General features: G+C 66.4%; 12 protein-coding genes and 1 tRNA gene. 7 read left to right on the forward strand and 6 right to left on the reverse strand.

Annotated elements, in window-relative coordinates; all coding sequences use genetic code 11:
- The first annotated feature begins 5 nt into the window (after positions 1-5).
- A tRNA-Leu gene (locus AC5RWT_RS15060) sits at positions 6-88 on the forward strand.
- 228 nt (positions 89-316) lie between these two features.
- Here AC5RWT_RS15060 and AC5RWT_RS15065 read toward each other — a convergent pair.
- Positions 317-691, reverse strand: a complete 375-nt coding sequence (locus AC5RWT_RS15065) for a DUF5997 family protein (RefSeq protein ID WP_493972217.1) — start codon at positions 689-691, stop codon at positions 317-319.
- A 36-nt stretch (positions 692-727) separates the two neighbouring features.
- On the opposite strand from AC5RWT_RS15065, the gene AC5RWT_RS15070 reads away from it, so the two are divergent.
- Genes AC5RWT_RS15070 through AC5RWT_RS15080 form a run of 3 tightly spaced genes read left to right on the forward strand, consistent with a single transcriptional unit; the run spans position 728 to position 3,210 of the window.
- The gene (locus AC5RWT_RS15070; protein ID WP_494080865.1) at positions 728-1,540 is read left to right on the forward strand and encodes a LysR substrate-binding domain-containing protein; all 813 of its coding nucleotides are present in this window, start codon (positions 728-730) and stop codon (positions 1,538-1,540) included.
- A gap of 50 nt (positions 1,541-1,590) precedes the next feature.
- On the forward strand, positions 1,591-2,370 hold the full coding sequence (locus AC5RWT_RS15075; RefSeq protein ID WP_494080866.1) for an inositol monophosphatase family protein: 780 nt from the start codon (positions 1,591-1,593) through the stop codon (positions 2,368-2,370).
- Between the two features lie 42 nt (positions 2,371-2,412).
- Positions 2,413-3,210, forward strand: a complete 798-nt coding sequence (locus AC5RWT_RS15080; protein ID WP_494080867.1) for an enoyl-CoA hydratase/isomerase family protein — start codon at positions 2,413-2,415, stop codon at positions 3,208-3,210.
- Between the two features lie 22 nt (positions 3,211-3,232).
- On the opposite strand, the gene AC5RWT_RS15085 is transcribed toward AC5RWT_RS15080, so the two are convergent.
- Entirely contained in the window at positions 3,233-3,655 is a 423-nt protein-coding gene (locus AC5RWT_RS15085; RefSeq protein ID WP_494080868.1) for a hypothetical protein, read from the reverse strand.
- A gap of 84 nt (positions 3,656-3,739) precedes the next feature.
- Positions 3,740-5,413 carry a nuclease-related domain-containing DEAD/DEAH box helicase gene (locus AC5RWT_RS15090; protein ID WP_494080869.1) on the reverse strand — a complete coding sequence of 558 codons (1,674 nt, stop codon included), beginning with the start codon at positions 5,411-5,413 and terminating at the stop codon, positions 3,740-3,742.
- A gap of 227 nt (positions 5,414-5,640) precedes the next feature.
- Between AC5RWT_RS15090 and AC5RWT_RS15095 the strand changes: the two genes are divergently transcribed.
- A complete protein-coding gene (locus AC5RWT_RS15095) occupies positions 5,641-6,363 on the forward strand; it encodes an SRPBCC family protein (protein WP_494080870.1) in 723 nt (240 codons plus the stop codon).
- A gap of 25 nt (positions 6,364-6,388) precedes the next feature.
- On the opposite strand, the gene pstS is transcribed toward AC5RWT_RS15095, so the two are convergent.
- Both pstS and AC5RWT_RS15105 read right to left on the reverse strand, forming a co-directional pair.
- Entirely contained in the window at positions 6,389-7,504 is a 1,116-nt protein-coding gene (gene pstS / locus AC5RWT_RS15100; RefSeq protein WP_494080871.1) for a phosphate ABC transporter substrate-binding protein PstS, read from the reverse strand.
- A 41-nt stretch (positions 7,505-7,545) separates the two neighbouring features.
- Positions 7,546-9,051, reverse strand: a complete 1,506-nt coding sequence (locus AC5RWT_RS15105) for an FAD-dependent oxidoreductase (protein ID WP_494080872.1) — start codon at positions 9,049-9,051, stop codon at positions 7,546-7,548.
- 120 nt (positions 9,052-9,171) lie between these two features.
- Here AC5RWT_RS15105 and AC5RWT_RS15110 point away from each other — a divergent pair, with 120 nt between their 5' ends.
- Complete coding sequence (locus AC5RWT_RS15110; RefSeq protein WP_494080873.1) at positions 9,172-9,738, forward strand: cysteine hydrolase family protein; 567 nt, start codon at positions 9,172-9,174, stop codon at positions 9,736-9,738.
- A gap of 9 nt (positions 9,739-9,747) precedes the next feature.
- Here AC5RWT_RS15110 and AC5RWT_RS15115 read toward each other — a convergent pair whose 3' ends face one another.
- Entirely contained in the window at positions 9,748-10,338 is a 591-nt protein-coding gene (locus AC5RWT_RS15115; RefSeq protein WP_494080874.1) for a TetR/AcrR family transcriptional regulator, read from the reverse strand.
- Between the two features lie 433 nt (positions 10,339-10,771).
- Between AC5RWT_RS15115 and AC5RWT_RS15120 the strand changes: the two genes are divergently transcribed.
- Positions 10,772-12,388: an MFS transporter gene (locus tag AC5RWT_RS15120; protein WP_494080875.1), complete on the forward strand. Its 1,617-nt coding sequence runs from the start codon at positions 10,772-10,774 to the stop codon at positions 12,386-12,388.
- Positions 12,389-12,470: the final 82 nt, after the last annotated feature.

The raw sequence follows: 12,470 nt of genomic DNA on the forward strand, positions 1-12,470 counted from the left end.
ACTGCGCGCGAGTGGCGGAACGGCAGACGCGCTGGCTTCAGGTGCCAGTGTCCGAAAGGGCGTGGGGGTTCAAATCCCCCCTCGCGCACGCAGAGCAAGAGCCCCGGTCTACGGACCGGGGCTCTTGCCGTTAACCTACGGACCGCCACTTTCCCGCGGAGCTGGGGAAGAGCCGTTGGCGGCGGCCGTTCCCCCCGGAGTTGAGGAAAGAGCCGTTGGGCGGCGGCGGTGTGTGCCCGGCCCGCAGCTCCCGCCTTTGCGCCGAGCAGGGGCGCCGGCCGGGGTAGGGGTCGCCACCCGGCCGGACCCACGGCGGTCAGCCCTGCTTGCCGCCGGCCTTCACCCGTTGTTCTTCCGCGCGGACCGCCGCGAACGAGGCGCGTTCGGCAACCAGCCATTCCGGCGGATCCTGGAGCAGTGCGGTGATCTCCGCCGTCGTCAGCGGTTCGCTGATGCCACCGCGGGCCAGGCCGGAGATGGAGACGTTCAACTTGCGGGCTACCTCGGGACGCGGGTGCGGGCCGTTGCGGCGCAGCTCGGCCAGCCACTCGGGCGGATCCGTTTGCAACTGGTTGAACTCTTCGCGCGAGATCAGGTTGTCCTGGAACTCCTGCGGGGCCGCGGGCAGGTAAATGCCCAGTTTCTTGGCGGCGGTGGCCGGTTTCATGGACTGGGAGGATTTCGCGCTCATGAACCCAGCCTAGCCGCCCTGCGCTACGGTGATGAAGTGCAGGATGCAGACCCAAAGCCGCAAACGACGGCCCCGCTGGCCGGACTCAAGGTCGGCTATGTCCCGGGGGTGACGCCGGGGAAGTGGACCAGCCGATGGGCCGACCGGCTGCCGGATGTCCCGCTGACCGCCTTCCAATGCCCCGAGGACGAGCAAACAGCCATCCTGCATGACGGCCGGGCGGACCTGTGCTTCGTGCGGCTGCCGGTGGATCGGGAGGGGCTGAGCATCATCCCGCTGTATGCCGAACTGCCCGTGGTGGTCGCTCCCAAGGAACACGACGTTGCCCTCTACGACGACGAGGTGCCCTACGAGGAGATCGCCGGCGAGAACTTTCTGGACCCGGAGCAGATGGGCGGCGCCAAGACCGGCATCGAAGTGGTGGCGTCGGGGGCAGGGCTGATGATCCTGCCGATGTCCGTGGCCCGGCTCTATAACCGCAAGGACGTGGTGTACCGGACCGTCACCGGGCAGCCCGAAACCCAGATCGGCCTCGCGTGGCTGGCCGACCGGACCGACCCCGCCATTGAAGAGTTCATCGGCATCGTGCGGGGCCGTACCGCCCGCAGTTCGCGTCAGCCCTCGGTGCAGGAGCAGCAGGTAAAGGGCAAGGGCCGCAAGAACAGCGCCAGGAGCGACGGCGGAGCCTCCGGCGCGGGCAAAGGTGCCGGCTCCGGAAAGGGCGCCGGGAAGGGGTCCGGGACGGGGCGGGCACCAGGATCCGGCGGCAAGCAGTCCGGCCAGGGCCAAGGCAGGGCTGGCGGCGGGCGAACGCCCAAGGGCCGCGGGCCACGCCGCGGCCGCCGGTAACAACCCGCCAGCTGTCCTCGTTCTCCGGTGCGTTTGGCTAGGCTTCAGCTATGACCGTGAGCAGCCCTGACCATTTGGACGACACCGAACTCGCGGCCTGGCTGGTGCGCGCCGCCGGCACGCTGGCCAACGGAATGCGTTCCGGGGTGACGACCTTCGAAGAGAAGACCAGCATCTCCGACGTCGTGACCGCTGCCGACCATGCCGCCGAAAAGCTGGTGGTGGACACCCTGCGGCAGTTGCGGCCGCAGGACTCGATCTTGGGTGAGGAAGGCTCCACCCACCAGGGAACCTCGGGCCGAACATGGGTCATCGACCCTGTAGACGGCACCTACAACTTCCTCACGGGCGGCCACTACTGGTGCTCGGCGCTGGCCCTGACCGACGACGCCGGATCCCGGCTGGGTGCGGTATACCATCCGGCCGAGGACGTCCTGTGGATTGGCGGGCGGAACCTGCCCACGGTCAGGAACGGATTCCGGGTGAGTGATATCACCAGTGCCCCCTTGGCAGCCAGCAGCGCGTCGGCGTACCTGCACCATACGTATCTGCGCGATGAAGCCGCGGGCGATCCGTACCTGCGCACACTGCTGGGCTCGGCCACGTACCGAACCTGGGGTTCGGCCTCCTGCGAGCTGGCGGCTACCTCCGCGGGCATCTTCGGCGTCTGGTACCAGCAAGGGCTGCCTGACTGGGACTGGCTTCCGGGCAAGACGCTGGTGGAAGCGGCCGGCGGTTCCACCGCCGTCGTGGAGGTGGGTGGCTACCGCTGGTCGGTGGCGGGCGGCCGGCAGCAGGTGGCCGACGCCGTGGCCCTGTTGCGGGGATGACTAAGTCCCGGTTCGTGCCCTTCGGCGTGGCATAGTGGGGCTGTGGAAAAGACCTACGAAACCCTCCAGCTCGAATGCCTTGGCGAATTGGCCACCGTGGTCATTAACCGTCCCGAGTCGCTTAACTCGCTGAACACCCAAGTGGTGGCGGATCTGGCGCAGTTTGTCGCGGACGTCCGCTCGCCGGAGGGCCGGGAGGTGCGCAGCATCCTGATCACGGGTGCCGGCGGGAAGGCCTTCGCCGCCGGCGCCGACATCCGCGAGCTCGCCTCCATGGGTCCGGAGGAAGCGGAAGCACACAGTGCGGCCATGCAGGACCTGACCCGGGTGCTGGAAACCCTGGATCTTCCGGTGGTGGCGTGCGTCAATGGGTTCGCGTTGGGGGGAGGTTTGGAACTGGCGTTGGCGTGCGACTTTATTTACGCCACCTCGAACGCCAAGTTTGGCCTGCCGGAAGTCGGGCTGGGCCTCATACCGGGCTTCGGCGGGACCGTTCGGCTGCCGCAGCGGGTTGGCCCCGGGCGTGCCAAGGAACTCATCTTCACCGGACGGAGCATCGGCGCAGACGAAGCGCTCCGGATCGGACTGGCCAATGCGGTCTTCGCCAGCAAGGACGACATGCTGGATGCCGCAGCCGCCACCTGTCGGGAAATGTCCGCGAAGTCACCCGCCGCAGTCGCAAATGCCAAGCGGACAGTCGATGCGGCCCTGGGGGTTCCCACCGGTGACGGGCTGCTGGTAGAGCGCCGGGCCTTCGGCCAGGCCTTCACCACCGAGGATTCCCGGATTGGGCGGGATGCTTTCCTGGCCAAGGAAGCGCCCGCCTTCACCGGGCACTGAAGGCGGGCGCGGGCTCGATGGATCACCGGGTGCGGTGCCAAGCCGGATCGAACTGGGTGGCCAGCCGTGCCAGGGTCAGCGCCGCCAGCATCAGGCCGACATCTCGCAGCGCGACATCGTAGAAGCCTGGCAGGGTCAGCAGATTGATGATGATGCCCGCCAGCCAGAGTGCCACGACGTATGCGGCGTAGCGAGGTTTCAGCCAGACCATCACGCCGGCGGCGATTTCCACCACGCCGACGATCAGCATGGCCATATGGGCACTCACGGGCAGCAGACTCACGACCCAAGGCGCCAGGTACTGCTCCCAGTCCGTGAGCAGATTGAAGAACTTGTCGAGTCCCATCAGGATCGGCAAGACGGTGAAACCCAGCCTAAGCAGCCAGAAGGCGCCGTAGGCGGGTTCGGTCCGGACCCGCTGCAGAGTTGGAGTGGTGGTAGCCATGGGAACCTCCCCACCTTCTAAAAACCGAATTAGTGGTTTTAGAATCCTCCGCGGGGGTGCAAAAGTCAATGGGTCAGCCGGGCGTTACTCCTGCGGGTTCCAGGGCTCGGCCTGGGTCAGCCGCTTGGCCACGGCAGGCCCGCCAATTCCGGCGATGAGCGAACGCTCGCCGACGACGACCAACAGGCTCCGCGCGCGGGAAAAGCCGGCGTAGAGCATTTCGCGGGCCCGCTTCGGGTCGCCGAATCCGTTGATCGCCAGTACCACCACTGAACGTTCCAGTCCCTTGAACCCCAGCACGTTTCCGTAGAACACGTCGCTGTGGTCAAAAAATGCGTCCCAGTATCCGCGCCAGCCCAGCGCGTCGACGTCTTGTTGTTGGACCGGATGCTTGCGCTTGGTTGTCAGCAGCGCCACCTGCTGCGGAGCCCAGCCTTCGTGCTCGACCAGTTGGGTCACGGCGTCATCGGCCCGCGGGATGACAGTGCTTGCCGGCGCCTCCACCCACCGGATGCGCGGACCGGACAGGCCCCGGGGAATCACCAGTTCGGTGGACAGCGCCCCGCACAGTGCAGCGATTTGCTTGGTATTCCGGAGGTTTTCGTTGAGGACAAAGGGCGGCGCTTCGATCGGCGGCCGGCCGTCACGGCCGAAAATCCGCTGGTCTTCGTCCATGAACACATACAGACCGCCGGCTGCAGAATCCTTTAAGCACACCAGGACGGCCTCCCACCACAGCGCTCCGAAGTCCTGGCCTTCGTCCACCACGACGGCATCGAAAAGTTCGTACCCCGGCTGGTTCTTCGCCAACCGTTTCAGCGTCCGGGGCAAATAGTGCTCGTAGTACTGGTCAGTCAGCAGCCGGGGATCCAACGGATGATGGGCGCCCCAGCGAACCGGCAGGTCGTGGAACATGCCCACGTGGGCAGGTCGATCGGACGGCTTCCATCCGGCGGTCTCGGTCTGGAAGTACCTGGCCAAGCCACGGCTGTAACACAGCAGCGCCACCCGTTTTCCGGCGCGGGTGAGCCGGCGTGCCTGCTCCATCGCCAGCCAGGTCTTGCCGGTACCTGCCCCGCCGATAATGCGGGCCCTCGGCTGGTTCTTTAGAACATCCAATATCGCCGACTGGTCCCGGGTCATCTGGGCGGCGCGGCTTTCGTGCTCAGCCGCCACGGAAAGTGCGCCGGGCTCAAGCAGAGGGCGCGTCAACCGCGCCAAGATGCGGTCGGCTACCTCCGGGGAGGTTTCGCCGTCGCCGTCGCCGCAGAAATTAATGGCTTCCCGGACGGTGTCGTCGGGATACTTCAGGTCCTGGCTCCCGATCACCATGGAGCGCCTGAGGCCGGGAATGTCCCAGTGCCGCGGTACTGAGGTGTAGGGAAATGCCAGCAAATGGGCGAAGCGGACCTTCCGTCCCAGTCCCAGCTGGGCGCCGAGGTACCGCTGAAGCATATGCCGGGCGTCTTGGACCTGCACCAACGGGTCCTTCATGCGGTGCTGCCGGCCATTGCTGGTCTGGTACCACTGGCCGCCGTCGAAGCTGACGTGCCCGCCTTTGACTTCAACCGCCGCGATGCCGACCCCAGGCCAGATGACCAAGAGGTCGATCTCCCGCTCGGTGCCGTTTTCGATGATGTTGACCGAATGCAGCAGGGAGGCGTGCGGGGGCAGGGTGCGCACCAGGGCCTCCCAGACCTCCCGTTCGGCATGCCGGTCCCGGCCGAACTCAGGCTGTTCCGGAAAACAGCGCGGCATACCGCCCCCTCAACATCAACGCAGTGGTTTATCACACAGACTACCCAATGCCGCCGGGGCGGCCCTCTCTGGCCGGACGGAGGGGGCCTTTGCCGTGAACTGCCCGGATGCGCAGCAGACGAGGCAATTCATTGCCGAGCCGCAGGCCCTTCTGTAGCGTTAAGGCCAAGTGGCAGCCGTTGCAGGCGGCTTCCGCGGCGCCGTTCCCCGGTGGAATGAGGATGACCATGGCAAGTGTGGATGAAACGGTCGAAATCGCCCGGCCACCGCAGACGGTCTACGCCGAGTGGCTCCGCTTCGACTACTTTCCCTCGTTCATGCACGGCGTGAAGTCCGTAACCCGCTTGACCGACACCACGCACCACTGGGTCACGAAAGTGGGCGGGAAGCAGCGTGAATTCGATACCACTGTGACCGAGGACGAGCCCGGGCAGCGGATCGTGTGGAGTGGCGAAGGCCGGGTCCGGCACAGCGGCACCGTGACGTTCGGCGCGGTCGACGCCGACACCACGTCAATGCACGTGCACATCGACTGGGAGCCGGGAACACTGCTGGAGAAGGCAGGCTCGGGGCTGGGGTCTGCCCACCGGGAGGTGCGCAACGAGTTGTGGCGCTTCAAGGACTTCGTCGAGTCCGGAGGGTCCGAAACGCACGACCCGCCGGCCGATCACGCGCAGGGCGGCCAGCAGTTTTACGGCGGAACGTTCGCCGGCGGATTCCCTCCTGCCGCCTCGACACGACGCGATCTTCCCCGCAATGAGGACGCCAACGCCTACAGCCGGGCGCCCGATATCCAGGAACCGGAAAGCCGCACGGCACGGGGCCTGAGAACCGGCAGACTCCGCAAGCTGCGCACTAAGGCGGCCGGTGGGGCCGGCGATTCCCTGCAGGACGATCCCGGCTTGCCCAAACCGCGGGCCAAGGAGGACGGCACCGGTTCAGGCAGCTAAGCCGGGCGGCATGCTGCTGCCGCGGTCAGGGGCGGACGCTGATCCGCTCCACCGCGTCCACGGCGCGCTTCGACAGCTCCTCCGACAGCGGCGCGCTCTTGGCGGAGTCCGCCGCGTCGGCCTGGCCTTCGGGGCTCAGGACGTACTCGGCGAAGGCCTTGACGATGTCCACCTTGTCCTGGTCCTCATACGTGGTGCAGTAGATATGGTAGGAGACCAGCATCAGCGGGTAGGCTCCGGGCGCAGTGGTCCTGCGGTCCAGTTCCAAAGCCAGATCATATTCCGGCCGCCCCTCGACAGGTTTCGCCTGGTCCAGTGCCTTGGCGGCGGCTTCTGCGCTCACCGGGACGTACTCGTCGCCGACCTTGAGGTTGACTTGGCCCAACGGGGCACCGACGGCGGAATCGTCCGCGTAGGTAATGGCTCCGGGAGTACCGGCCACCATGCTGACGACGCCCGTGGTTCCCTGCGCATTCTCCCCGGCGTACTCGCCCGGCCAGGTGTCGCTCGGTTCCGGAGTCCAGACGTCCGGAACCACGGCGTGCAGATACTCGGTGAAGGTCTCGGTGGTGCCGGAGTCCTCGGAGCGGTTGACCGGAGTGACCGGAAGATCGGGCAGTTTGACGCCCGGGTTGTGCTGCGCGATGGCCGGATCGTTCCACGACTTGATCTTGCCCTGGAAGATTTTCGCGATGGTCTCAGCGTCCAGGTTCAGGTCGGTGACGCCCGGAAGATTGAATGCCACGGCGATCGGCGAGATGTAAGCCGGGACGTTAAACCCGCCCTCCGGTCCGCAGACCTTGCGCGATTGTTCCACTTCTTCGTCGTCCAGATAGGCGTCCGAGCCGGCGAAATCGACGGCATTGGCCAGGAAGGCGGTGCGGCCGGCACCGGAGCCGTCCGGGGAGTACTGGACCTGCGCGTTGGAATGGAGCAGTCCGAACCCTGCCACCCACGCGTCCATGGCCGCGTTCTGGGACGACGCTCCCGCCCCCGTCAGTGTGCCCGAGAGGGAGGAGCCCTGCCGGGCAGCGGCTTCCTGCTCAGGACCCAGCGGGTAGTCGGAGCCGCAAGCGGCCAGGGACAAGGACATCAGGGCGGCGGTACCGAGGGCGGCCGCGCGGCGTTTCAGCTGAGGCATCCGCACTAGCGTACCGGTGTGTCGGTGCCAATCCCAAGGCGCTACCGAGTCTCGAGGTCTTTGACGGCCGGGCCTTCGAGTACCTTTCCGTCCGCACTGAAGCGGGACCCATGCAGGGGGCAGTCCCAGCTGCCTTCTGCGTCGTTCCAACTCAGGACCCCGCCCAGATGGGTGCAGACCGCGCTGACCCTGTGGGTGGCAGAGTCCACAGTGCAGATGCCCATTGGCCGCGAGTTTTCGCGGATTACCGTCCCCTGGCCTTCCGGCGGCGCGGTCTGCGCGGTCCGGGTCAAACCGCCCAGCCAGCCGGACAGCATTTCCAACCCGACGGAGAGATTGGTTCCGGCAGTACTGACAGCGTCCCGGCCCGAGATGCGCGACTTGTACAGATCCTTGGCCCAGTGGTTGTCCCCGCCCAGGATGGAGGCCGAGAGCGCCAGCGCCGCCGCCACGCCGTTGGTTAAGCCCCACTTGTTGAATCCGGTGGCCACCATGATCCGTTTCTCCCCAGGCAAAACGGGCCCCACGTAGGGCACAGCTCCTGCCGGTTCATAGTCCTGGGCCGACCAGGTATGCGTGGGGTCGGCGCCCGGAAAATGCTGTTGGGCCCAGCGCAGCAGGTCGTCCACGTTGCCGCGGGTATGGTCCTGCCGGCCAACCACGTGGCCGTTGCCGCCGGCGAGCAGGAGCTCACGGTCCCCGTGGCGTGCCGTTCGCAGCGAACGGGTGGGCGAATCGATGGACAAGAACATTCCGGCGGGAATCCGGCCAGGGACCGTAAAGGCGGCCGCGTAGGAACGCCTGGGCGTGAGCACGCTGAAGTGGCCCCCTCGGTTGAGGATGGGTGTTCCGGTGGCCAGTACCAGGATTCCGGTGTGCAGATCCCCCAGCCCCGTGCGCACGGTGACGCTCCGTGCCCCGGTGCCGGCACCGCCGTCGTCCGCGTGAGCAACCCCCGTGACCCGCATGCCCTCAAAGACCACACCACCGCGGCTGCGCAGTTCTGCAACCAGTGCGGCAAGCAAGTGCATGGGGTGGATCTGGGCCTGGTCGGCCAGTCGGAGCATGCCGCTGACTTCGAACGGCAGGTCGCCGGATCCGGAAACTGTCTCTACCGGCAGGCCGGCGGATTCGCTGGCGCGCTGCTCGGCGGCCAAGTCCTCGGCGCCCTGGGTGGTGGTGGCGTAGGTGTAGGCATCGCGCCGGTCGTACCCCACCTGGTGCTCGTCGCAGTACCGCAAAATCCACGCCTGCGCTTCCTGCTGGGCCGCAACATAGGCGGCAGCAGTGTCCGGGTTGTGGTGGCTGGTGATGCGCGAGAGCTGGCTGCCCTGCAGGAGGGACACTTTGGCGGTGGTATTGCCGGTTGTGGCCGCTCCGACAAACCGGGCCTCCAGCACGGCAACCCGGTGCCCGGCCCTGGCGAGCAGGACAGCGGTGGCCAGGCCGGTCAGGCCGGCCCCCACCACCACCGAGTCGAACCCGGTCTGGCCGGTGTAGGTATCAGCAGGAATCCCTGGTGCGGTGTCGAGCCAGAGCGAATGCATGGTGCTGTCCTTTCGGCCGGTATTACACACCACACCCTGTCCGTGCTGGCGCGTCAAGACCCAAACGGCCCGGGCACCTGACAGGATGGAAGCAACGACGGCCGGCAGAAGGCGGAGGGCATGAAAACAGCGGTGCTGATGATCGACTTGCAGAACGCGTACTTCGAGGACCCTGCCTTGGCCAAGCGGCAGGAAGCCGTGGTGGAGTCGGCCAATCTCCTCACCAGAACAGCGACGGCGGCGCAGGTGCCGGTGCTGATGGTCTATACGCAGCACCGCCGGGACCGCTCCACCTGGACGCTAAGCATGCTCGACGACGACCAGGGGTTTCTGTTCGAGGGCACCGAGCAGGCCGAATTCCTCCCCGGACTGCAGACCGAGGGCCTGGAGCGCGTCGTCAAGACCCGCGACAGTGCATTCTTCGGGACCGATCTGGCCGCGCGGCTGCGCCGGGATGGCGTGGAACGGCTGGTGCTGGCCGGCGTTGCCACCCACAACTGCGTGGCACAAACGGCTGCTGATGCTTTCGCCCACAACTTCCGGGTGGTCTTCGCCAAAGACGTGCTGGCCTCGACCAATGAAGACTATGCCGGCTCGATGATGCAGATCCTCAGTGATGAGTACCGCCAGCCGGTGCTGGGCCGCGGTGCGCTGGCCGAACTGCTGGCGGGAGCCCGCGAGGGCTGAGCGGCCGGTTTACTCTTCGGACAGCAGGTGGCACCAGGAGTCCGTCAGGGTCTCAAGGCACACTTCGCGGTCCATGATCCAGCCTGTTTGAATCCAGCGCTGGGAGAGATATTCCAGCTGGCCGAAGGCGAGGACGCAGCGGATCTGTCGGCTGGCCGGGTCAAACCGTCCGGACCGGTCCAGCCCCGCTGTCATGTCAGCTGCCACGTCGCGGAACCAGTCCTCCATGACCTGTGCGACTTCCGGCTCGATGGGCGCTGCCTGGAACACGGCGTGAAGGTACGGTCGGGTCTCTTCCCACTGGTCGAACTTGCGGTTGAGCCAGGTGCGGACCAGGTCGCGTTGGCCCTTTTCCACCACGGTTGACAGGGGAGGATCGTCAACGCTTGTCAGGATCGCGTCCACCGACTTCACCACGTCGCCCATCAGCTGGGCCTTGGAGGCGAAGTGGAGGTAAAAGGTGGTCCTGGTAGTTCCGGCGCCTGCCGCAATGTCATCGATCGTGGTGGCCGCATAGCCCTTGGACTCGAAGAGCTCCAGACCGGTCTCCAAGAGGAGCTTTCTGGTCTGCTGTTTTTGGGCTTCGCGGAGTGTTGCCATGGCACACAGAATAACGTGCGGCCGCGACGCCTTGGGACCACGCGCAGCCACACGCAGGGCCCACGCGGCCGTTGACGGCGCGGTTCGGTGCACGACCGGGCCTCCAAGCAGGCCCTCTGCACAACATGGAGAGTGCTTACTTGACACTGTGTATTCCCAATCACTACTGTTGGCTCCATCACAGTGACTCTGTTGTGCGAATCACAGCCTCGGTGCGGCCGCGCCGGTGGATGCCCTGCGACTTCACCGGCCAGCGGGGCCTCCGAAGTCCCGATACCCGCGACCTCGATGGTGAGGACTGAGCCTGCACTGCGCCGGGCCGACGTCGAACAGCGCCGCCGACCGGCCGCAACAGCACCCCAGACCGCAGCGAAGCACGACCCAAGCGACACCCGTTCAACACATCGCCCGCACCATGCCAAGGGAGTTTCATATGAGTCAGGACCAGGGGACCCACGCCTCGTCACCGCAGCCCTATCCACCGCCCCAGGCGCCTCCGGTAGAAGCAGCACCGGCGCGCAGCAAGGGCACCCTGGCGGCTGCCTCATTGGCGGTCATGGTTGCCCAGATTGCCAACGCGCTGCCAGGTGCCCTCAACGGCGAGTTCCAACTGACCTTCAATACGTTTGGCTCCCAGTTGACCTGGATCACCGCGGCCTTCATGATCCCGGTAGTCGTTTTCGAACTGACCTTCGGGGTGCTGGGGGACAAGTACGGCCACCGCAAGCTGGTCCTTGGCGGCGCCGTCCTGGTGATGATCGGTTCCCTGGTCTGCGCCATCTCCCCCACGGTCCAGGCCATGTGGATCGGCTCGGCCATCAACGGTCTTGGTGCCGGCGCCATCTTCCCCGCATCGCTGGCCTTGGTCGCCTCGGTGGCCCGCACAATGCAGGAGCGGGTGCGCGGCATCGCCATCTGGGCAGGATTTTTGTCCGCAGGTTCCGCGCTGTCACCACTGCTGGGCGGTGTGTTCGCCGGCTTCGGCTGGTGGCGTGGCGCGTACGCGGCAGTCGTGGTGACCGCCCTGGCCGCCCTGCTGCTGACCGCCCTGCGTTCCGCCGAAGCGAAAGTGGCCCGGGAGCGCCGGCTGGACATCTGGGGCCAGATCACCTTCGCACTGGGTTTGATTCTGGTTCTGTTTGGCTTGGTGCAGGGTCCCGAAGACGGCTGGACCAGCCCGCACGTGCTGGCCGCGCTGGTCGCCGGCGCCGCCCTGCTGGCGGTCTTTGTGGCGATCGAACTGCGCGTGGAGTCGCCGCTGCTGGAGCTAAGGCTTTTCCTGAACCGCCAGTTCACCATTTCCTCGATCGTGGCAGTGGTCGGCATGTTCGCTTTCCTGGGGGCGTGCTTCTCCACCAGCATGTGGCTTGGCCCGGTGCAGCACCAGAATCCTTTGTACCTCGGACTGCTCTTCCTGCTGCTGCAGGGCCCGGCCTTCGTGCTGATTCCCGTGCTCTCCCGGCTCCAGGCAAGGGTTTCCTCCCGCTGGCTGATGACCTTCGGCTTCCTGGCCATGGGCATGGGCGCCCTGATCAACTCCCATGCCGACGTGACCAGCCGCGACGTCACCACGTTTGTCCTGCCGTCGCTGCTGGTCGGGCTGGGCTTCGCCTTTACGCTGAGCCCGATGACGGCCATCGCCGTGAACTCGGTGCGGCGGGAGATGACCGGCATGGCCAGCGCTACGACCAACCTTTTGCGCGACCTTGGCTTCGCCTTGGGCCCGGTGTTGGTGGGCGCCATCGCGCTGTCCACCGCCGGCGGCCAGCTGATGGGCTCGCTGCGGACATCCGGTCTGGCCCCGGACCAACTGGGTCCGGCGATGGGCATCGCCGAGGCAGGCGGCCCCATCGCGCTCAACAGCATCCCGGAGGGCGTGCCCGGATCGGGCGCAAGCCAATTCGCGCTCGAGGCCCTGGGCAGCGGGTTCACCCAGGCGTTCCTGGTGGTGGCCATCGCAGCGCTGGCCGCGGCTCTCCTGAGTTTCTTTGGGTTGCACGGCGTCAAAGAGGCGGAACCGGAGGCGCCGGTTCTGGAGACCGCCCCGTAATCCGGCTGTTGGCGTAACGCCGCCGCACAACCGGATGGAAGAAGCCGGCCATCCTTTCGGGGATGGCCGGCTTCGTTGTGGC

Source organism: Arthrobacter sp. Dra40 (assembly GCF_059091905.1).